Raw genomic sequence first — 20,251 nt, 5'->3', positions numbered from 1 at the left:
GGGCTCAGCCTGGACGCGGGCCGGTGACCCGCATGCGGATATGGAGAGAGCCGCCGGGCACGATCCCGGCCTCGCGCCGCACCTTGTCCTTGAGTGGCAGGAGATAACCGCCGTCTCTGGGGAAGAGCGAGGTGCGGAAGATGACGCCGCGCACCTCCGCCTCCACCGGGACCACGCCCCAGCCATAGCTCGCCATCTGCGCGGCGTAGCGGATTTCGCCGATATGCTCGGGTGGGACGGCGGCGAAGTAGAAGGGCGAGGGGCCGCGCCATTCGATGACTTCGGCGTCGAAGGTGATATCGGCGAAGATCTCGGTCATGCCAGCGTCAGATAGAGTTCGGCCTCGATCACCCAGTCCGTGCCGGTCTGGCGCCACTTGGCGGTGTAGACGCCCGAGGCGAAGACCTCGCCGCTGGCCGCGGTGACGCCCTGCCAATGGCCATGCTCCATCGCAATGGGCTCCACGGGGGAGACGGTGATGGTGTCGGGGGTGCGGGTGTAGATGGCGCGGTCGGGGGAGGCGAAGTTCGCCTTCCAGATATCGAGCTGCGCCTTGCGATCGGTGCGGACGGCGCTGTCGGTGCCGGTGACGACCACGGCATAGGGGGCGAGAATCGGGCGGATCGCGGCGAGATCGGCCTGGGCCAGCGCGCGGTTGAAGGCGGCGCGCGCCATGCGGATGGCGAGTTCGGCTTGCGCGTTCAGGGGGGCGGTCATCGCGTTTCCCTATCATGTTCGCGCTGGACGCGCTTGAGCCATTCGGCGCGCATATGGGCGGGGCGGCCGGGAATGGGGTCGTCGAGGAAATCGGCGGCGCGGATGCGGTCGAGGCGGAAGCTGCGATAGTCCTGTCGGAGCTCGCACCAGCCGACCAGGATGCGGCGCGCGTCGAGATAGCCGATCAGCAGCGGCCAGACGGTGCGCGTGGTCACCGCGCCCTTCTCGTCGGCATAATCGAGGCGCAGCTTCCTGGCGGCGCGGATCCAGCGGCGGAGCTGGGCCGGATCGAGGCCGTCGGGAAGGCTTTCCCAGCTGGGTACGGTGCGCACCGCCGGGTCGCCGAGCCAGGGGCGCAGCTCCTCGGGCAGCACGCTTTCGATCTTGGCGAGCACATCGCGCGCGGCGCGGGCGAGCGCCGGATCGGCATGGCCGGCGACCCAGTGAACGCCGAGCGCGACGGCATCGATCTCGTCGGCGGTGAGCATCAGCGGCGGCAGGTCGAACCCGCCCTCGAGGACATAACCGACCCCTGCTTCGCCGCGGACCGGCACGCGCTGGCCGATCAGCGCGGCGATGTCGCGATAGACCGAGCGCTTCGAGGTCTCGAGCTCCTCGGCGATCGCGTCGGCGGTGACCGGCCGGCTGGTGCGGCGGAGGATCTGGACGATCTGGAAGAGGCGATCGGCTTTGCGCATTTCGAGACCCTACTGCCATGCTGCTGACACCATGCTGGCAGCAGCATGGCAGTAGGTCCAGCCTCCTCAGACGAAACGAGGAGACGGGCGATGATGAAGACCTATCAGGGAAGCTGCCATTGCGGCGCGGTGAAGTTCGAGGCGGACATCGATCTCGCCGCGGGGACGGGCAAGTGCAATTGCTCGATCTGCACCAAAAGGCGCAACTGGGGCGCGCTGCTCAAGCCCGAGCAGTTCCGGCTGCTCGCGGGCGAGGAGGTGTTGCGCGACTATCGCTTCGGGACGATGCAGGGCACGCATCGCTTCTGCGGCAATTGCGGCTGCGCGCCGTTCAGCGAGGGGAATGTGCCCGAGATCGGCGGTGCATTCGTATCGGTGCAGGTGATGTCGCTCGACGATGCGGGCTATGAGGAGCTGGCGGCGGCGCCGGTCAATTATGGCGACGGGCGGCACAATAGCTGGTGGACCGAGCCCGCCGGAAAGGCGATCCTCTAGCCGAACCGCATGATCGGCAAGGCGCGCTTGCCGCCAAGCGGGCTAATCGCCATCCCGCCATGGGAGAGACGATGAAACGCGACGCGGCCAGCCATTATCATGCGCGGATGATGCGCGTGATCGACCATATCGACGCGCATCTGGAGGATGATTTGAGCGTCGATGTGCTGAGCGGCGTCGCGGCTTTTTCGAAGTTTCATTTCCAGCGCCAATTCTCGGCGACGTTTGAGATCGGCATCCACCGCTATGTCCAGCTCGCGCGGCTGAAACGGGCATCGTACCGGCTCGCCTATCGCGAGGATCAGCCGATCCTCGCGATCGCGCTGGACAGCGGATATGAAGGCCCGGAGGCGTTCGCACGCGCCTTTCGCCAGCGTTTCGACCAGAGCCCGAGCGGGTTCAGGAGCGATCCGGACTGGGGCCCGTGGCACGCGGCATTCGAGCCGCTCAACCAAGCACGGAGCAGCATCATGACCCAGAGTTTCACCGACGATCAGGTTCGGATCATCGACTTTCCCGCCACCCCGGTCGCGGTGATGGAGCATCGCGGCGATCCGACACGGATCGGCGATACGCTGCGGCGCTTCATCGCCTGGCGCAAGGCGTCTGGGGTGTCGCCGCGGACCTGCGCGACCTTCAACGTCTTCCACTCGGGCCCCGACGAGGGCGAGGACTACCGCATGGATCTGTGCGCGGCGACCGATCGCGCGGTCGAGCCCAATCGCGACCAGGTGATCCAGGGCCTGATTCCCGCGGGGCGCTGCGCGGTGCTGCGGCAGATCGGATCGGGCGACGATCTGGCGGCGTCGGCGACCTTTCTCTATCGCGAATGGCTGCCGCGCAGCGGGTGCGAATTGCGGGATTTTCCGTTCTTCGCGCAGCGGGTGAGCTTCATGCCCGACGTGCCCGAGCATGAGGCGGTGACAGACCTCTATCTGCCGATCCGCTAGGCGCCGGCGTCGCAGAGCCGGTCGAGCTGGTCCTGCGTCAGGTTGACCTCCCAGAAGCCGAGCAGTTCGTCGAGCTGTTCGGCGCTGGTGGCGCTGGCGATGGGGGCGGTGACGCCGGGTTGCGCGGCGAGCCAGGCGAGGGCGATTTGTGCCAGGGTGGCGCCGGTTTCGGCGGCGACCGCGTCCATCGCGGCGAGGACCGCGGGGCCCTTGCCGTCGAGATAGGCCTGCATCCGGCCGCCGCGGACGCTCTTTCCGAAATCGGCGGCGCTGCGGTATTTACCCGTCAGGAAGCCGGAAGCGAGGCCGTAAAAGGGCACGGTGCCGATATTGTGGGTGATGCAGAGATCCTGCAGCTCGCCCTCGAACTTGTGGCGGCTGACGAGATTATATTCGTTCTGGAGCGCGCGGTAATGCGGCAGGCCCTGACGGTCGGCGATGTCGAGCGCGGATTTGAGGCGCATCGCCGAGAAGTTCGAGGCGCCGACCGCGCGGACCTTGCCCGCGCCGATCAGCTGGGCGAGCGCGCCGAGCACGTCGGCCTGTGGCGTATCGGGATCGTCCTGGTGGATGAAATAGAGGTCGATCGTATCGATGCCGAGCCGGGCGAGCGATGCCTCGGCCTGGGCGGCGATGCGCTCGGGGCTGATCTTGCCCTTTTCGGTGTTGTCCCAGGGGAGCATGCCGACCTTGGTGGCGATCAGCACCTTGTCGCGCTTGCCCGAGCTGCGCAGCCATTCGCCGATGATCGTCTCGGATTCGCCGCCCTTATGGCCGGGGACCCAGGCCGAATAGACATCGGCGGTGTCGATCATCACACCGCCGGCCTCGGCGAAGCGATCGAGGATGCGGAAGCTTTCAGCCTTGTCGGCGGTCCAGCCGAAGACATTGCCGCCGAGGACGAGCGGGGTGAGCGCAAGGCCGGAGGCGCCGAGGGGGCGGGTCTCGGTCATTGCGCGGCGTTGTCCGGTTCGATGGCGGCGTTGATATCGGTCTGCGCGGCGGCCTCGTTGAGCTGGCGCGCCTCGCCGCGCGTGACCTCGCCAGGGCCGGGATCGCTGTCCGACTGACAGGCGGCGAGCGTCAGCAGGAGGCCAAGGGCGAGCGCGGCCCGCATCATTCGTCGCCGCTGCCTTCTTCGGGAACATTCTTACCGCCGCCGCTGCTGACATTGGGCGCGGGACCGGCGTCGTACGCCTCTTCCTGGTTCGAGAAGGCGGCGTTGAGCGCCTCCTGCTGGTCGCTCACCGCCTCGCCCATCGCATTGCTGTCGCCCGCGATCGATTCATTGGCTTCGAGCGCCTCGTTCTTGGCCTTCTTGCCGCAGCCCGAAAGGCCGAAGGCAGTGAGGGTGAGGACGGGGATGAGAAGGGCCTTGCGCATCGGATTCCCTTTGAAAGTGATGCGCATGCGCTACAGCGGGAGGTGGACTCCGGCAACCGCGTTGGGCAATTATATACCTGACGTACTGGACTTCCTGTGGTAGATGATTCGGCGACAGGCCGGCGCTCCGAAGATATTGAAATCACGCCCGAGATGATCGAGGCGGGGGCGGCGGAGCTTGCAGGGTATCACGAGGAATACGAGCGACCGCGAGAAGGCGCGCTGCGGATCGTACGGGCTGCGTTAGTCGCGGGGGGATACGCTACGGAAGCTTAATGAGGATGGGCTGATCACCATTCTCCTTCGCGTCATCCATAAGCTTCTCGAACGCCCATATGCACGAGGCGTGATAGCGTGTCCGCATGGGATGGTCTTCGCCTTCCACCGGCTCCGATGGTGGGCGATCGACCATGCCAAGGCACGCATTCGCGATTGTGGGATTGTCGAAACCTAGCGGCGTTAAAGCGTGGGCGAAGGCGTTTCGAATCTCTCGGATGGTGTTGAGCAATTCCTCTGTCCGGGGGCCGTAGATGCCAAATGCGCGCCCAAGTTTGATCTTGGCAGAAAACGTCTGGAATGGGGCGTGTGCACCCTCAAACCACCCATCGTGGGTGATCTTGTCAACTTTGGGCATCCTCGTCATCAAGGCCACCCAGAGGGCCTTTTCGACCATGGTGGCGAGCATCACAGCCGCGCCCCGGTCGGACTGAAGTCCAATCGCTTCCATGAGGGCCTGTAAATCGTTAGGTAGCTCACGTGAAAGGTCACGAAGCGATGGAAGTTTCTCCCCCGAGCCTCGCGCTGCCTCATGCGCGGTCCGATCCTTCCCCGAAGGCTGCCCAGTCCCCTTCGGGGGGCGCTTCCGATTCTTGTGACGACCAGCCATCCTCCTCCTCCGATGCTCAACGCGACGAATTGCTGCGCCGTGCCCTGGCAACCCCCCCGATCAGCAACGAGGATATCGTAAAGCGGTCCAAAGAGTCTCACTCGAAACGAGCTTGACGTGTTGGAATCGCTCTGATTCAAGAGCGAAAGGGCCGCCGGGATTGCTCCCGACGGCCCCCCTCAGCGGCTTGAAGGGCGCTTAGTTGCGCGGACCCTTCTTGCCCACCTTGTAGGTCTCAACAATCGCGTCGCGGCGATTGCGAGCCTTGTCGGCGGGGATGAACTGACCATTGTCAGCGTCCCTGCCGCGCTCGTGAATCGGGTAAGCCATCTTGGCCTCCTTTGACTCAGGAGCGGTTGGGCCGCTCGCCCGGAAAGCGCCTCACGCGCCTCCCGCTGTCAAAGGCTTGCGAAACGACCGAGCTTTCGGCCCAAGTCCCTGATTCCGAGTCTTTGTTACAGTTTCGTGACGAAGAACGGATAAAGAACGCACATAAGGAAATCCTTATGTGGGCGTCATCCGTAATATCGCTTCCGGCGCTCGCCCATCGGGCGTTCTTCCGGCTGCTTAATGTCAGGCAGGGAGTCCACTAGGTTGCCGGTACGTCAGGCGCTTGCCACGGCCAGCCTTCACCGCAACGGCGGTGCGCTCGCCGTCCGACAGTAGGCGGGTGTTGTACCTGAAATCAAACTCGCGACAGTAGCGCGACAGGTGCGCCTCGCTCATGTGGTGATAGGTGCCGATCACGCCACGCTTGAAGATCGAGAAGAAATTTTCGGCGGTGTTGCTGTGCTTCACCTTGTCCATCGTGACGTACTGGCTGATGCCGTGGTTCACCATGCCGTGGCGGGCATACTCGCGACCGACCGTGCGATAGACAGCGGCGGTGTCGGTCATCAGCATGCTTTCGCGGCTAACATTGCGCACCAGAAGCGGGCGCAGCGTCTTGCCGGTGATATTCGCGACGTGGAACGAGCGGGCGCGACCGTCACGCTCGACTAGCGCGAAAACCATCTTCTTCGCGGCAGGCTTGCGGAAGGCGCGGTTGTGAGCCTTTCCGCCGACGAAGGTTTCATCGGCCTCGACAATCTTTCCCTCGCCGCCAAGGTGGCCGCCTTCATCGGTCATCGTCTCGCGGATGCGATGGGCGAGAAACCATGCGGACTTGTAGGTGATCCCAAGCGACCGATGCAGCTGGTGGGCGCTGATGCCCTTCTTGCTCGCGGCCATCAGGGCGTACGCCATCAGCCACTTGTTGAGCGGGATTTTGCTGTCCTCCATGATCGTGCCGACCGTCACCGTGAAAGGCTTCTCACAGTCGTTGCACTTGTACACGCCGGGGCGGGTGCTCTTGCCCTGAAGCTTCGTAATCCGATCCATGCAGCCGCAGTGCGGACATACCGGGCCTTCCGGCCAGTGCAGCCGCTCAAGATGCTCGCGGGCCAGTTCGCTATCGCTGTAGATCGGGTTCGTCAGGTTCATTGGTCGCTTCCTTATGGTGCGACCCTACGAAAACCGGGCTAGTACGTCAAGTATATAATTGCCCCGCGTTGACCTGATATAAAGATATCTTTATATCTATATCCCACATGAATCAGGCTCTCGGCATTTTCCGCGCTCTGGCGGATTCGACGCGGTTGCGCATCCTTGCGCTGCTGCGGGCGATGGAGCTGTCGGTCGGCGAGCTGGCGCAGGTGCTGGGACAGAGCCAGCCGCGGGTCAGCCGCCATGTGAAGATATTGTGCGACGCCGGGCTGGCCGAGCGGCGCAAGGAAGGCAGCTGGGTGTTCGTGGCGCTGGGCGAGGCCGAGCGCGTGGCGCCCGTCTTCGCGGCGCTCGATGCGTGGCGCGAGGTCGATCACTGGCCCAATCACTGGACTGCGGCGGACGAGGCGCGGCTCGCGGCGGTGCGCGCCGACCGGGCGAGTGCTGCGAACGAATGGTTCGAGGCGCATGCCGGGGACTGGGACGCGATCCGCTCGCTCCATGTCGCCGAAAGCGAGGTCGAGGCCGAGATGGGGCGGGTGCTGGGCGAGGATTCGCTGGGTGCCTTGATCGATATCGGCACCGGCACCGGGCGGATGCTCGAGCTGTTCGCGCCGCGCGCGGAGACGGCTTTGGGGATCGACCGGTCGTCGGAGATGCTGCGGCTGGCGCGCGCCAAGCTGGCCGATGTGGGCAATGCCGAGCTGCGGCAGGCGGACCTTTATGCGCTGCCCTTGCCCGATGGCGGGGCGGATACCGCGATCCTGCATCACGTGCTCCATTTCGCGCAGCAGCCGGGCGCGGCGATTGCCGAGGCGGCGCGGGTGCTGAGCCCCGGCGGCCGCCTGCTGATCGCCGATTTCGCGCCGCATGAGCGCGAGGAGCTGCGGACGCAGGACGCGCATGCCCGGCTCGGCTTTTCGGACGAGCAGATCCTCGGCTGGTTCGAGGCGCAGGGGCTGAGCCCGGTGCTGGTCGAGACGCTGGGCGGGGGCGAGCTGACGGTGAAATTGTGGCTGGGGCGCAAGACCGGCGAGATCAAAGAGAAAGTGAAGGCGGCATGAGTAGTCTGGTGGACCCGCGAGGCGCGCCTCTGTTCGCCGATGTGGCGGGCGATATCGAGGTGTCGTTCGAATTCTTCCCGCCCAAGACCGAGAAGATGGAAGAAACGTTGTGGGAGTCGGTCCAGACGCTCGCGCCGCTGGCTCCGCGCTTCGTCAGCGTGACCTATGGCGCGGGCGGATCGACTCGCGAGCGGACCCACAACACGGTGGCGCGGATCGTGCGCGAGACGAGCATCCCGGCGGCGGCGCACCTTACCTGCGTCGAGGCGACCCGCGACGAGATCGACGCGGTGGCGAACGATTACTGGCATGCGGGCGTGCGGCATATCGTCGCGCTCAGGGGCGATCCGCCGCGTGCGGGCGAGAAATATCAGACGCATCCGGGCGGGTATGAGAATGCCGCAGATCTGGTGGCGGGGCTCAGGAAGCTGCACCCGTTCGAGATTTCGGTCGCGGCCTATCCCGAATGTCATCCGGATTCGGCGCACAAGGCGGCCGATCTCGACAATCTCAAGCGCAAGATCGATGCGGGCGCGACGCGGGCGATCACCCAGTTCTTCTTCACGCCCGAATGCTTCTTCCGCTTCCGGGACGAAGCGGCGGCGGCGGGGATCCACGCCGAGCTGGTGCCGGGGATCATGCCGGTGATGAACTATGCCAGCGTCGTGCGCATGTCGGCGATGTGCGGGACCGAGGTTCCGGACTGGATGGGGCGGCTGTTCGAGGGGCTCGACGATCATCCCGCGGCGCGCCAGCTGGTCGCGGCGACGGTGGCGGCGGAATTGTGCCGCAAGCTTTACGCCGGGGGCGAGCGCGCCTTCCATTTCTACACGCTCAACCGCGCCGAGCTGAGCTACGCGATCTGTCACCTGCTGGGGGTGCGTCCCGCGGTGCCGGCGCTGGAGACTGCCGCATGAACGCCGAAGCCGCCTTTCGCGCCGCCGCTGCCGAGCGCATCCTGATCTTCGACGGCGCCTATGGCACCGCGATCCAGCGCTTCCAGCTGACCGAGGCCGATTATCGCGGCGACCTCGACCTCAGCCACGATCAGAAGGGCAATAACGACCTGCTCTGCCTGACGCGGCCGGACATCATCGAGGGCATCCACACCGCCTATTTCGAGGCGGGGGCGGACATGGTCGAGACCAACACCTTTTCGGGCACGCGGATCGCGATGGCCGATTACGGGTGCGAGCATCTGGTGCGCGAGATCAACCTGACCGCGGCGAAGATCGCACGTGCGGCGGCGGACAAGGCCGAGGCGAAGGACGGGCGGCGGCGCTTCGTCGCGGGCGCGATCGGGCCGACCAACAAGACGCTGTCGCTGTCGCCCGACGTCAACGATCCTGCCTATCGTGAGATCGATTACGATGCGCTCAAGGCCGAATATCGCGAGCAATGCGATGCGCTGATCGAGGGCGGGGTCGATTTCCTGCTGGTCGAGACCTGCTTCGACACGCTCAATGCCAAAGCGGCGGGGATGGCGGCGCGCGAGGCCGAGGCGGCTTCGGGCCGCGCGGTGCCGCTGATGGTGAGCTTCACGATCACCGACATGTCCGGCCGCAACCTTTCGGGGCATACGATCGAGGCCTTCTGGTTCGCGCTCAGGCACCTCAAGCCGCTGACGATGGGCGCGAACTGCGCGTTCGGCGCGGACCTGATGCGGCCCTATCTGATCGAGCTGGCCAAGAGCTGCGACACGCTGATCCTCGCCTATCCCAATGCGGGGCTGCCCAACGAGCTCGGCAAATATGACGAGCTGCCCGAGCGCACCGCCGAGCTGATCGACGAATGGGTGCGCGACGGGCTGGTCAACGCCGTGGGCGGCTGCTGCGGGACGACGCCCGAGCATATCGGGGCGATCGCGAAGACGGTAGCGGGGGCGAAGCCGCGGGTGACGCCCGAGCTGCCGGTGGTGACGCGGCTCGCCGGGCTCGAGCCGTTCACGATGGCGGCATAGTTGCCGTCATCCTGGCGAAAGCCGGGACCCAGAGCCAAGAGCGGCGTCGCCCGTGACCCTGGGTCCCGGCTTTCGCCGGGATGACGAACTTAGGAATGAAATGAACACCACCCCCACCGCTTCCACCAATTTCGTCAATATCGGCGAGCGCACCAACGTCACGGGCTCCGCGGCGTTCAAGAAGCTGATCATGGCGGGCGACTATGCCAAGGCGGTCGAGGTCGCGCGGCAGCAGGTCGAGAATGGTGCGCAGGTGATCGACGTCAACATGGACGAGGGGCTGCTCGACGCGCACCACGCCATGACGACCTTCCTCAAGCTGATCGCAGCCGAGCCTGATATCGCGCGCGTCCCGGTGATGATCGATTCGTCCAAATGGGACGTGATCGAGGCGGGGCTGAAATGCGTCAGCGGCAAGCCGATCGTCAATTCGATCAGCATGAAGGAGGGTGTTCCCCAGTTCCTCGATCATGCCCGCAAGTGCATGGCCTATGGCGCGGCGGTGGTCGTGATGGCGTTCGACGAGGTCGGCCAGGCGGACACCCAGGCGCGCAAGATCGAGATTTGCGAGCGGGCGTACCAGGAGCTGATGGGGATCGGCTTCCCGCCCGAGGACATCATCTTCGACGCCAACGTGTTCGCGGTGGCGACGGGGATCGAGGAGCACAATAATTACGGCGTCGACTTCATCGAGGCGGTGAAGGAGATCAAGCGCCGCTGCCCGCACGTCCATTTCTCGGGCGGGCTCTCCAACCTGTCGTTCAGCTTCCGCGGCAACGAGCCGGTGCGCCGGGCGATGCATTCGGTGTTCCTCTATCATGCCATCCCCGCGGGGCTCGACATGGCGATCGTCAATGCCGGCCAGCTCGACGTGTACGATACGATCGATCCCGAACTGCGCACCGCGTGCGAGGATGTGATCCTCAACCGCGATCCCGAGGCCGGGGAACGGCTGGTGGCGCTCGCCGAACGCTATCGCGGGACCGATGCGGTCGCCGAGAAGCAGGCGGCGGAGTGGCGCGGCTGGGGGGTGGCCAAGCGGCTCGAACATGCGCTGGTCAAGGGGATCGACCAATGGGTGGTCGAGGACACCGAGGAGGCGCGGCTGGCTTTCGCCCGGCCGATCGAGGTGATCGAAGGCCCGCTGATGGACGGGATGAACGTGGTGGGCGACCTGTTCGGATCGGGCAAGATGTTCCTGCCGCAGGTGGTGAAATCGGCGCGCGTGATGAAGAAGGCCGTCGCGCACCTGCTCCCCTATATCGAGGCGGCCAAGGAGCCGGGCGCCAAGGGCAAGGGCAAGGTCATCATGGCGACCGTCAAGGGCGACGTGCATGATATCGGCAAGAACATCGTCGGCGTGGTGCTCCAGTGCAACGGCTTCGAGGTGGTCGATCTGGGGGTGATGGTGCCCTGGACCCGGATCCTCGAGGCGGCGAACGAGAATGATGCCGACATGATCGGGCTATCGGGGCTGATCACCCCGAGCCTCGACGAGATGGTGACCGTCGCCGAGGAGATGCAGCGGCTGAACATGACGATGCCGCTGCTGATCGGCGGGGCGACGACGAGCCGCGTGCACACCGCGCTCAGGATCGAGCCGGCGTACAAGGGACCGGTGATCCATGTGCTCGACGCAAGCCGCGCGGTGGGGGTGGCGACCACGCTCGTCTCCGAGACGATCCGCGACGATTATGTCGCCAAGGTCGCCGAGGAATATGCCGGCATCCGCGCCGCGCGCGAGGGGCGCGGGCAGAGCGAGCTGCTGCCGATCGGCAAGGCGCGCGACAATGCGTTCGAGGCGGACATGACGCTCAAGCCCGGGCGGCCCAAGCTGCCGGGGCTGCATGACTTTCCGAGCTGGGACCTCAAGGACCTGCGCCACTATATCGACTGGACGCCCTTCTTCCGCGCCTGGGAGCTGGCGGGGAACTATCCCGCGATCCTCGACGACAAGGTGGTGGGGGAGAGCGCGCGGTCGCTGTTCGCCGATGCCAACAAGATGCTCGACCGGATCGTCGACGAGCAATGGCTGACCGCGCGCGGCGTGGTCGGGCTGTGGCCGTGCCGGCGCGACGGCGACGATATCATCGTCCATGTCGAGGATGAGGAGCATGTCCGGCTGCCGATGCTGCGCCAGCAGATCGCGAAACGCGAAGGCCGGGCGAATATGTGCCTGGCGGACTTCATCGACCGCAACGGCGACTGGATCGGCGGGTTCGCGGTGTCGATCCATGGGATCGAGCCCCATCTGGCGCGCTTCAAGGCGGCGATCGACGATTATTCGGACATCTTGCTCAAGGCACTGGCGGACCGCTTCGCCGAGGCGTTCGCCGAGCGGCTGCACCATTATGTGCGCACGGCGCTCTGGGGCTATGCCGAGGGCGAGCAGCTGACCAACGAGGCGCTGATCAAGGAACAGTATCGTGGCATCCGCCCGGCGCCGGGCTATCCGGCCTGCCCCGAGCACAGCCTCAAGCCGATCCTGTTCAAGATGCTCGACGCGCACCACCGCACAGGGATCACGCTGACCGAAAGCTTCGCGATGCTGCCGACCGCGGCGGTCTCGGGCTTCTATTTCGGGCACCCGCAGGCCGAGTATTTCGGCGTGGCGCGCGTGGGGCAGGATCAGCTCGAGGATTATGCCGCGCGGCGCGGGGTGAGCATCGAGCAGGCGACACGCTGGCTGCGGCCGAACCTGGATTGAACCCCTCCCGGAGGGGGAGGGGTTAGTCGCGGCCATCAATAGGGCGTGTAAGTGCCCTGGTACCAGGCCGCGCCGTCGTTGCACCACTCGGTCGTGCCGTTGTCGCCGGTGCAATAGACCCGGATGCTGGGATTGCCGTTCACGGTCCAGACGGTTGCCGAAACGTGCGAGCCGCCGGTACTGAAGGTGCCGGTCGTCCAGCCCGAACCGCCGGCATCGGCGCAGCGTTCGCTGATCGTTTCTCCGTCGCTGCCATAGACACGGATGTGCAACCCGCCATTCTTGTCGAACCAGTTTACTGCTGCGGTCGCAGTCATGAAAACACCGTCGGCCATTTGATTTCCCCTCGTTGAAGTTGCGGGGAGTCGTTGCTCCGATTCGGACCCGTTATGATCTGCCTTTACCATGATCGGCCCGTTCGCGCTTCCGCTTGCCGAGAGAGCACAAAAATGTTATGTGACAACATATCACATCGGAGGATGGCCATGCCCCTGTTCCCGAAGATCGAGCGCAGCTGCCCCTATCTCGACCGGCTGGACGAGGCGATGGACGGCGATTTCTGCCGGATGTGCAAGCGCAACGTGTATGACCTGACCGGCATGACCGATCCCCAGCGGGCGGCGTTCCTGGCGGCGTGCGGAGGCGATGCGTGCGTGCGCTACACCGCCTTTGTGCGGCCTGCGGTCGCGGCGGCGCTGGTCGCGGCGTCGGCGGCGGTGCTGGTGGCCGAGCCAGCGATGGCGCAGCGGCACGAGCCGATCCCGCCGCGCGCTTTGAACCCGCCCTACGTGCCCGTGCTTCTGGGTGGGGTTCCGCCTCCGGTCGAGGTGCCGGTGGTGCTGGCGGGAGAGCCGGTGCCGCCGCCGGAGCCGCCCAAGCCGGTGCAGCCGGTGGTGGCGCCGGATCGCGGGACGCAGACGAAGCGGGATTGAGAAACTCCTCCCCGGAACGGGGAGGAAATTTCTAGGCCGCCTTGGCCATTCCGGGGCGATAGAGGCAGCAGGCGTTGCGGCCGCCGCGCTTGGCCGAATAGAGCGCGACATCGGCGAGGCCGACCAGCTCGGTGAGTTCGGGGCCGGTCGCCGGAGTCCAGTGGACGCCGACGCTGGTGGTGACCTGTTCGCAGTCGCCGAAGTGGAAATGCTCGATGCGGCGGCGGATCTTCTCGGCGACATGCTGCGCCTCGAGCGCGTCGATGCCGGGGCAGACGGCCAGGAATTCCTCCCCGCCCCAGCGCCCGACGAAATCGCCGCCGCGCACGTTGCGCTTGATCAGCGTCGCGATCGTCGAAAGGACCTCGTCGCCATAGCTATGGCCGAAGCGGTCGTTGAGCGACTTGAAGTGATCGATATCGATCAGGATCACCGCGAGGCCGGCGGGCGGGGCATCCTCGGGCAGCGTCTCGAACCGTTCGGCGACGCCGCGGCGGTTGAGCAGCTTGGTGAGGTGGTCGCGGCGCGCTTCCTCCTCGGCTTCCTGCGCCTGGCGCAAGGTCAGCGCCTGGAGCGTCTGGCGGCGTTCGAGCTCGCCGCGCAGATTGCGCAGGCGATAGGCGAGATAGATGCCGATCAGCACCACCCAGATGCCAAGCAGCGACAGATAATATTGCGCGACGCTCATGATCGCGGTGCGCAGCACGATCTCCTGCACCTCGAATTCGTGGTGGCCCAGCGCGATCTCGGTGCCGGTCTGGATATCGACCGAGGTGACGTTGTCGAACTGCGGATGGCTGAACTTGGGCGCGACCTTGTGCTTGAACAGCCACCAGTCGGCGACGCCGAAATCGGCCAGGCTGAAATCGAGCTGCTGGACGCGGCCGGGCGTGACGTCGGCCTCGACGCGGTTGAACTTGGAGGTGTCGTCCTCGACGGTCTTCGAATAGCGCGGATCGAAATTCTTGAGGTGGACGCGGACCGATTTGCCCGGGCCGCGATAGGTGAAGCGGATCGAGAGCGAGCGGAAATTGGTGAGGTCGAGCCCCTTGGTGGTGCCGGGCTGGTTGAAGAAGACCTCATAGCCGCAATAGGGATAGTCGAAGCCGGCGCGCAGATCGCAGGTCCAGCGCATCGGCGCGATCAGTGTGCCGCCGGACTTGCCCTTGATCTCGGGGTTGTTGTCGGTGTGGATCAGGCTGGGATAGCTGGCGATGCTCTGGGGCGTCAGCACGGTGGAACGCACCAGGATGCGGTCCTGCCACGCGACCGCGGCGACGGTGAGCAGCAGCAGCACGAACAGGATGATTTCGAACTTGGCGTTCGACAGCAGCTTCAAACCGCGCCGGGCGACCGTTTCGGACGCATTTGTGCGGTTGGCGGGCTGCGATTCCATCTTCGACCTCGTTCACAAGGCGTGGTTCGCCCCCACTCCGTTCATAGAAGAGCAAGGCTAGCGGGAGGTTAATGCGCTTCTATGGGAATGCCCCGCGACGGGAGGCGCGCAGATGACCGATTTTCCGACGATCGACCGCCCCTGCCCCTATGCCGGGCGGCTCGATACGGTGATGGACGGCGATTTCTGCAGGGCCTGCGAATGCACCGTGTTCGACCTCGACGCGATGGCGCCACGCGAACGCCGGGCATTCGTGAAGCGCACCGAGGGCAAGGATGTCTGCATCACCTATCGCATCAAGCCCGCGCTGGCGGCGGCCGCGCTGCTCGCGGCGCTGGGCGGGGCTGCGCCGGCGATGGCGCAGGATGTGGATGACGATGACGCGCAGATCGTGGTGACGGGCGGGCGGATGCGTCCGCCTACCCTCACCGCGAGCGCCGAGCCGGTGGTGGTGGTGACAGTCGCAGAACTGACCGGCTCTCCGAACGCCGTCCGGACCCGGCCAGTGCGACACCCCCGGCCCACCGACCAGCGGGTTCGTGGGCGGATAGCGCGGCCCCGGTGATTTTGTGACGTGACGTGAATGGGTTGGAATGGCGTAGGAGGGAAATGCGATGGCCTTGTTTCCGAAGATCCAGAGCCCGTGCCCCTATCAGGCAAACCTCGCCGCGATCATGGACGGCGATCTGTGCCGGATGTGCAAGCGGCAGGTGACCGACCTGACCGCGATGGACGATGCCGCACGGATCGCCTTTTTCGAGAATTGCGAGACCGAGGTGTGCGTGTCGTACCGCGTGCCGGTGCGCAGTGCGCTGGGCGCGGCGGCATTGGCGGCGGCCGCGGTGGCGGCACTGCCCGCGGCGGCGCAGGACGCTCCGCCGCCGACGCAGGAGGTGACCGTTGCGGCGGCGATGGCCGAGCCGGCGAACCTCGACGACGAGATCATCGTGATGGGCGGCGGGATCCACGACCCGCGCAATGTCGAATTCGTCGAAACGCCCGAGGACGCCAAGCTGCCCGAATTGCCTGTCGTCTATGAAACCCCCAAGCCGGCCGAGCCGGCGAAGCGCGATTGAGGAGGAACGATCATGGCCCGCTTTCCGAAGATCGACAGTCCCTGCCCCTACAAGGACAATCGCGCCGCGATATTCGACGGCGATTTTTGCCGGATGTGCAAGCGCAACGTGGTCGATCTGACCGCGTGGAGCGACGGCGAGCGCGCGGCGTTCCTCGCGAGCTGCGAGACCGAGGTGTGCGTGAGCTATCGCCTGCCGATCCGCCCGGCGCTGGCCGCGGCGGCGCTGGCGGCCGCGGTGGCTGCGCTTCCGGCGGCGGCGCAGGATGCGCCTGCGACGGAGACGCCCGGCGTGCAGCTGGTCTCCGGCGATGTGCCCGTCGATGAAGATACCGAGATATGGATGGGCGGGATCAAGGATCCGAAGAACACCGCGCTGACCGAGGATCCGGCGGACGCGACCTTGCCCGAGATGCCGGTCGTCTACGAAGCGCCCGCCGTCGCGGTGAAGCCCAAGGAACCCGTCAGCGGGTCCTGACCTCCGCCATCGATTGCCAGGTCAACAGGCTGCCGAGCTGCCCCGCGGCGGTCAGCGAGCGCGCGTCGCCATCGCCGATCGAGAGCGCGATATGGGTGGAGTCGAAGGTAGATAGCGCGGCATCGTAGCTGCGCCATTTGCCGCCGACGAATGCGAGCACCCAGCTGTGCGGCATGAAGGCGTTGCTGACGCCGTGATAGCGTTCGCGCGAATAGACGAGGCCGTTGACGACCTTGGTGGGGATGCCGACCGCGCGGCCGAAGGCGGCGAGGAGGACCGCGGCCTCGGTGCAATCGCCCGCGCCGCGCTCGAGCGTTTCGAGCGCCGAATAATGGCCGGTGAAGTCGATCTTGCCGAGATGGCCGATCGCCTCGGCGGTGAGCAGCTCCATCTTGCGCGCGTCGCCGATCTTCAGCCGCGCGGTGCGGCCGGTGATCGCGCGGATCCTGGGATGGTCGATCTGGAGCCAGGGGGTCGCGCGCCGTGCATCGGCGAGAAAGGCTGGGTCGGTCGGCAAGCCGGGACCGCAGCTATCGCAGATGTCGACGGTCGCCTCGCCCCCCGCCATCGTCACCCGCTGCTCGCCGGTTTCGGGGGGCGTGAAGACGATGCCGTCGCGAAAGCCGAAGCGGTAGCGGATATGGCCCTGGGCCGCGGGCTCGGCGATGCGGACGGGCGACTTGATCATCACCGTCGCGAACATGCGGAAGGGCGGGTGGCCGGCGAGCGCCTCCTCGCGGGTGGCGGGGACGATGGCGATGCGCGAGCCGAACATCGGCTGGATCATCGCGGTGACGCGGCCGTCGGTCCCAAGCTCGAGCCGGGCCGCGCCGCGGAGCTGATCGCCGTCATAGCGCTTGCGGATCGCACCGCCCGGCGCGGGCTCGATCGTCATCCGCTCGACCGCCTGGGCGTCGAGGCTGAAATTCCGGAACTCGAGAATCGTCTTGCCGTCCCAGTTGCGCAGCAGGCCCGCCCCGGCATCGAAGCGGGTGCCGGGGGGCAGGGGGATTGTGGTGGTGTGGGTGTCCGACTTGGTTGCGCGGGTGATGATCGCGCGGCCGGGCTCGATCTTCGCGGTGGTGCGCGTCCAGCTGCGTCCGGTCTGGCTGTAATCGCTGATCGCGATCACGCGGCCAGTGCTGTCTTCCGTGACGACGGTCTGGCTGGCCGCCCGGCTGACGGGGTCGCCGGGTTCCTGGAGCAGCAGTTCCTGGAGGCTGACGGTTTCGCGGCCCTCGGCGCTCTGGGTTACCTGCTGCGAGCGGTGGCCGATCTGGGTGCCGTATTCGGTGAGGACGCGGAACCAGTTCGTCGCGGGCGCCGGCGCGACCTGCGCGGTGGCGGGGCCGGCAAGGACCGCGATGGCGAGGCACAGAAAGGCGCGCACGAGCATGGGGTGAGAGTAGCGCGGTTCCTCCCTGAACAGTGACTTAATCCGTCTCCCTTGCCGCGCGGCGCGACTTGTTACAGGTTCGCGCAATAGATGGGGGAGTGATGATGGGGAACATCGCGGAAGGGGCCGCCGAGCCCAGCGCCAAGGACATGCGGCTGGTGGTCAGCGCCTCGTCGCTGGGCACGATCTTCGAATGGTACGACTTCTTCATCTACGGCACGCTGGCGACGACCGGCATCATGGCCAACACCTTCCTTCCGGCAGGCGATGAGACGTTCAAGACGCTGATGGTATGGGCGGGCTTCGCGGTCGGCTTCGGCTTCCGGCCGCTGGGGGCGATATTGTTCGGCTATCTGGGCGACAAGCTCGGGCGCAAATATACCTTCCTCGTCACCATCACGCTGATGGGCCTGGCCACGGCAGGCGTGGGGCTGGTGCCCAGCTACGCGGCGATTGGCATAGCCGCGCCGCTGGCGATCATCGTGCTGCGGATTCTCCAGGGCCTCGCGCTGGGGGGCGAATATGGCGGGGCTGCGATCTATGTCTCCGAGCATTCGCCCGACGGGCGCAGCGGCTATCATACCAGCTATATCCAGGCGAGCGTGGTCGGCGGCTTCATCCTGAGCCTGATCGTGGTGCTCGCGGTCAAGCTGCCGCTGCCCGCCGCCGAATGGCTCGCATGGGGCTGGCGCGTGCCCTTCCTTTTCTCGATCGTGCTGCTCGCCGTGTCGCTGTGGATGCGGCTGAAGCTCGCCGAGAGCCCTGTTTTCAAGGCGATGAAGGCCGAAGGGCAGATGGCGGCCAACCCGTTCATCGAGAGCTTCACCTATCCGGGCAATTTCAAGCGGCTGTTCGTCGCGCTGTTCGGGATCGCGGCGGGGCTGACGGTGATTTGGTACACCGCGATGTTCACCGCGCTCGAGTTCCTCGCCAAGGCGATGAAGATGGACCAGACCGCAGCGCAACTGATCGTCGGGGCCTCGGCGACGATCGGGCTGATGTTCTTCATCATCTTCGGCGGGCTCTCCGACCGGATCGGGCGCAAGCCGTCGATCGTGTGGGGCTATGCGCTGACGCTGGTGCTGATGTTCCCGATGTTCTGGATCGTCGGCAAGCATGCCGATCCGGCGCTGGCGGTGAACGGGGTGCCGACGCCGGAGAATATCGCCTGGATCGTCGGCGCGCTGGTGGTGATGATGTGCCTTTCGGGCATGACCTATGGGCCGGTCGCGGCCTTGCTCAGTGAGATGTTTCCGGCGCGGATCCGTTACAGCTCGATGTCGATCCCCTATCATATCGGCACAGGCTATTTCGGCGGTTTCCTGCCGCTGATCAGCGCCTACATCGTCAGCCGGACCCACGATCCCTATTCGGGGCTGTGGTACACCTGGGGCGTGGTGGCGATGGCGCTGGTGGTGAGTTTGTGGGGGCTCAAGGAAACCAACCCGCCGAAGCGCGCGTGAGACTGGCGCGGGGCTCCGTGTCTCGCTAACGCCGCGCGGATGACCGTGTCTCCGCTCCGTCTCCGCCTCGATGCCGCCGCGCTTGTCGGCAACTGGCGCGCGCTCGATGCCATGAGCGGCGCGGCGGCGTGCGGCGCTGCGGTGAAGGCCGATGGCTATGGGCTCGGCGCACCCGGCGTGGCCGAACGGCTGCGCGACGCGGGGTGCCGCGATTTCTTCGTCGCGACTTGGGCCGAGGCGGGCGAACTCGCCGGTCTGGGCGCGCCGGTTTCGGTGCTGCACGGGGTGCGGGCGGAGGATATGGCGGGCGAGCGGCCGGGCAATGCGCGGCCGGTGCTGAGCAGCGCGGCGCAGGTGCTGCGGTGGCGCGAGACCGGGGCCCCATGCGACGTGATGATCGATACCGGGATGAACCGGCTCGGGCTCTCGGTGCAGGACGTGGCCGACGGGCTGCTCGACGGTCTCGCGATCGAGACGCTGATGAGCCATCTCGCCTGCGCCGACGAGGATGTGCCGCTCAACGCGCGGCAGCGCGATGCGCTGGCGGGGCTCAAGGGGCGGACGTCGGCGAAGCGGCTGAGCCTGGCCAATTCGGCGGGGATCGCGCTGGGCCCCGATTACGCCTTCGATCTGACGCGGCCCGGGATCTCGCTCTATGGCGGCGTGCAGGTGGCGGCGTTCGCGGGGCGGATCCGCCAGGTGGTGACGCCCGAGGCGCAGATCCTCCAGCGGCGGCGCGTGCGCGCGGGCGAGACGATCGGCTACAGCGCGACCTTCACCGCCGCGGCGGACATGGAGGTTGCGATCCTCAATATCGGCTATGCCGACGGCTATCTGCGCTGTTTTTCTGGGATAGGGACCGCGCACATGGGGGGCATGACGCTGCCGGTGCTGGGGCGGGTTTCGATGGACCTGGTCGCGGTCGGGGTCGATGCCGCGCCGGGGCTGGCGGAGGGCGACTGGGTGTCGCTCGATTATGACCTGCCGGCCACGTCCGCGCTGAGCGGGCTTTCGCAATATGAATTGCTGACCGGGCTGGGACAGAGGTTCGACCGGGTCTGGGGCTGAGGGGCCCGCTTCCTCAATAATTTGCGCTGAATCGCCTCGGCAAAGTCGAGGCTTGTCGTCGGACGGGCGTGACCTGCCGGCCGGTTGGGCGCGAGTCC

The 20,251-nt window shown here is 66.1% G+C and carries 24 protein-coding genes; 12 read left to right on the top strand and 12 right to left on the bottom strand.

Features of this window, described 5'->3' with window-relative positions; translation table 11 throughout:
• Nucleotides 1-4: 4 nt before the first annotated feature.
• From OF829_RS02730 to OF829_RS02720, 3 genes are read right to left on the bottom strand one after another with little or no spacing between them, the layout of a single operon-like run.
• A complete protein-coding gene (locus OF829_RS02730) occupies nt 5-319 on the bottom strand; it encodes a DUF1905 domain-containing protein (protein ID WP_264938409.1) in 315 nt (104 codons plus the stop codon).
• The gene (locus tag OF829_RS02725; RefSeq protein ID WP_406701390.1) at nt 316-717 is read right to left on the bottom strand and encodes a nuclear transport factor 2 family protein; all 402 of its coding nucleotides are present in this window, start codon (nt 715-717) and stop codon (nt 316-318) included. Before OF829_RS02725 ends, OF829_RS02730 begins: the two co-directional genes overlap by 4 nt.
• Entirely contained in the window at nt 714-1,415 is a 702-nt protein-coding gene (locus OF829_RS02720; RefSeq protein WP_264938408.1) for a helix-turn-helix transcriptional regulator, read from the bottom strand. The genes OF829_RS02725 and OF829_RS02720 overlap by 4 nt, the downstream gene beginning before the upstream one ends.
• Nucleotides 1,416-1,505: 90 nt before the next feature.
• Between OF829_RS02720 and OF829_RS02715 the strand changes: the two genes are divergently transcribed.
• Both OF829_RS02715 and OF829_RS02710 read left to right on the top strand, forming a co-directional pair.
• Nucleotides 1,506-1,910, top strand: coding sequence for a GFA family protein (locus OF829_RS02715; RefSeq protein ID WP_264938407.1), 405 nt, complete (start codon nt 1,506-1,508; stop codon nt 1,908-1,910).
• A gap of 71 nt (nt 1,911-1,981) precedes the next feature.
• On the top strand, nt 1,982-2,860 hold the full coding sequence (locus tag OF829_RS02710; RefSeq protein WP_264938406.1) for an AraC family transcriptional regulator: 879 nt from the start codon (nt 1,982-1,984) through the stop codon (nt 2,858-2,860).
• On the opposite strand, the gene OF829_RS02705 is transcribed toward OF829_RS02710, so the two are convergent.
• The 6 genes from OF829_RS02705 to OF829_RS02680 all read right to left on the bottom strand — a co-directional run bounded on the left by OF829_RS02705 (nt 2,857) and on the right by OF829_RS02680 (nt 6,611).
• Nucleotides 2,857-3,813 carry an aldo/keto reductase gene (locus OF829_RS02705; protein WP_264938405.1) on the bottom strand — a complete coding sequence of 319 codons (957 nt, stop codon included), beginning with the start codon at nt 3,811-3,813 and terminating at the stop codon, nt 2,857-2,859. The genes OF829_RS02710 and OF829_RS02705 overlap by 4 nt on opposite strands.
• On the bottom strand, nt 3,810-3,980 hold the full coding sequence (locus OF829_RS02700) for a hypothetical protein (RefSeq protein WP_264938404.1): 171 nt from the start codon (nt 3,978-3,980) through the stop codon (nt 3,810-3,812). Before OF829_RS02700 ends, OF829_RS02705 begins: the two co-directional genes overlap by 4 nt.
• Nucleotides 3,977-4,243, bottom strand: coding sequence for a lipoprotein (locus tag OF829_RS02695; RefSeq protein WP_264938403.1), 267 nt, complete (start codon nt 4,241-4,243; stop codon nt 3,977-3,979). Before OF829_RS02695 ends, OF829_RS02700 begins: the two co-directional genes overlap by 4 nt.
• Before the next feature lie 262 nt (nt 4,244-4,505).
• Complete coding sequence (locus tag OF829_RS02690; protein ID WP_264938402.1) at nt 4,506-4,970, bottom strand: DUF4145 domain-containing protein; 465 nt, start codon at nt 4,968-4,970, stop codon at nt 4,506-4,508.
• 357 nt (nt 4,971-5,327) lie between these two features.
• Nucleotides 5,328-5,459 (bottom strand): hypothetical protein, encoded by a 132-nt coding sequence (locus OF829_RS02685; RefSeq protein ID WP_264938401.1) that lies wholly within the window; start codon nt 5,457-5,459, stop codon nt 5,328-5,330.
• A 243-nt stretch (nt 5,460-5,702) separates the two neighbouring features.
• Entirely contained in the window at nt 5,703-6,611 is a 909-nt protein-coding gene (locus tag OF829_RS02680; protein ID WP_264938400.1) for an IS1595 family transposase, read from the bottom strand.
• Between the two features lie 107 nt (nt 6,612-6,718).
• On the opposite strand from OF829_RS02680, the gene OF829_RS02675 reads away from it, so the two are divergent.
• From OF829_RS02675 to metH, 4 genes are all read left to right on the top strand, one after another.
• Entirely contained in the window at nt 6,719-7,678 is a 960-nt protein-coding gene (locus OF829_RS02675) for an ArsR/SmtB family transcription factor (protein ID WP_264938399.1), read from the top strand.
• On the top strand, nt 7,675-8,595 hold the full coding sequence (gene metF / locus OF829_RS02670; RefSeq protein ID WP_264938398.1) for a methylenetetrahydrofolate reductase [NAD(P)H]: 921 nt from the start codon (nt 7,675-7,677) through the stop codon (nt 8,593-8,595). The genes OF829_RS02675 and metF overlap by 4 nt, the downstream gene beginning before the upstream one ends.
• Nucleotides 8,592-9,638 carry a homocysteine S-methyltransferase family protein gene (locus OF829_RS02665; protein WP_264938397.1) on the top strand — a complete coding sequence of 349 codons (1,047 nt, stop codon included), beginning with the start codon at nt 8,592-8,594 and terminating at the stop codon, nt 9,636-9,638. The genes metF and OF829_RS02665 overlap by 4 nt, the downstream gene beginning before the upstream one ends.
• Nucleotides 9,639-9,738: 100 nt before the next feature.
• Nucleotides 9,739-12,345 carry a methionine synthase gene (gene metH / locus OF829_RS02660; protein WP_264938396.1) on the top strand — a complete coding sequence of 869 codons (2,607 nt, stop codon included), beginning with the start codon at nt 9,739-9,741 and terminating at the stop codon, nt 12,343-12,345.
• A gap of 35 nt (nt 12,346-12,380) precedes the next feature.
• On the opposite strand, the gene OF829_RS02655 is transcribed toward metH, so the two are convergent.
• Complete coding sequence (locus OF829_RS02655; RefSeq protein WP_264938395.1) at nt 12,381-12,680, bottom strand: fucose-binding lectin; 300 nt, start codon at nt 12,678-12,680, stop codon at nt 12,381-12,383.
• Between the two features lie 150 nt (nt 12,681-12,830).
• On the opposite strand from OF829_RS02655, the gene OF829_RS02650 reads away from it, so the two are divergent.
• Nucleotides 12,831-13,277, top strand: coding sequence for a hypothetical protein (locus tag OF829_RS02650; protein WP_264938394.1), 447 nt, complete (start codon nt 12,831-12,833; stop codon nt 13,275-13,277).
• 31 nt (nt 13,278-13,308) lie between these two features.
• On the opposite strand, the gene OF829_RS02645 is transcribed toward OF829_RS02650, so the two are convergent.
• The gene (locus OF829_RS02645) at nt 13,309-14,673 is read right to left on the bottom strand and encodes a GGDEF domain-containing protein (RefSeq protein WP_264938393.1); all 1,365 of its coding nucleotides are present in this window, start codon (nt 14,671-14,673) and stop codon (nt 13,309-13,311) included.
• Nucleotides 14,674-14,785: 112 nt separating this feature from the next.
• On the opposite strand from OF829_RS02645, the gene OF829_RS02640 reads away from it, so the two are divergent.
• From OF829_RS02640 to OF829_RS02630, 3 genes are read left to right on the top strand one after another with little or no spacing between them, the layout of a single operon-like run.
• Nucleotides 14,786-15,238: a hypothetical protein gene (locus OF829_RS02640; protein ID WP_264938392.1), complete on the top strand. Its 453-nt coding sequence runs from the start codon at nt 14,786-14,788 to the stop codon at nt 15,236-15,238.
• Nucleotides 15,239-15,287: 49 nt separating this feature from the next.
• Complete coding sequence (locus OF829_RS02635) at nt 15,288-15,749, top strand: hypothetical protein (protein ID WP_264938391.1); 462 nt, start codon at nt 15,288-15,290, stop codon at nt 15,747-15,749.
• Between the two features lie 12 nt (nt 15,750-15,761).
• Nucleotides 15,762-16,226: a hypothetical protein gene (locus tag OF829_RS02630; protein ID WP_264938390.1), complete on the top strand. Its 465-nt coding sequence runs from the start codon at nt 15,762-15,764 to the stop codon at nt 16,224-16,226.
• Here OF829_RS02630 and OF829_RS02625 read toward each other — a convergent pair.
• On the bottom strand, nt 16,213-17,622 hold the full coding sequence (locus OF829_RS02625; RefSeq protein WP_264938389.1) for a transglutaminase-like domain-containing protein: 1,410 nt from the start codon (nt 17,620-17,622) through the stop codon (nt 16,213-16,215). The genes OF829_RS02630 and OF829_RS02625 overlap by 14 nt on opposite strands.
• Nucleotides 17,623-17,723: 101 nt before the next feature.
• On the opposite strand from OF829_RS02625, the gene OF829_RS02620 reads away from it, so the two are divergent.
• Together OF829_RS02620 and alr are read left to right on the top strand one after the other, a co-directional pair.
• Entirely contained in the window at nt 17,724-19,085 is a 1,362-nt protein-coding gene (locus tag OF829_RS02620; RefSeq protein WP_406701389.1) for an MFS transporter, read from the top strand.
• Nucleotides 19,086-19,124: 39 nt separating this feature from the next.
• The gene (alr, locus tag OF829_RS02615; RefSeq protein ID WP_264938388.1) at nt 19,125-20,153 is read left to right on the top strand and encodes an alanine racemase; all 1,029 of its coding nucleotides are present in this window, start codon (nt 19,125-19,127) and stop codon (nt 20,151-20,153) included.
• Nucleotides 20,154-20,251 lie beyond the last annotated feature (98 nt).

This window comes from Sphingomonas caeni, assembly GCF_026013415.1.
Taxonomy (GTDB): domain Bacteria; phylum Pseudomonadota; class Alphaproteobacteria; order Sphingomonadales; family Sphingomonadaceae; genus Sphingomonas; species Sphingomonas caeni.
The sequence above is the reverse complement of the archived record's forward strand: the minus strand, read 5'-3'. Positions and strand labels throughout refer to the sequence as shown.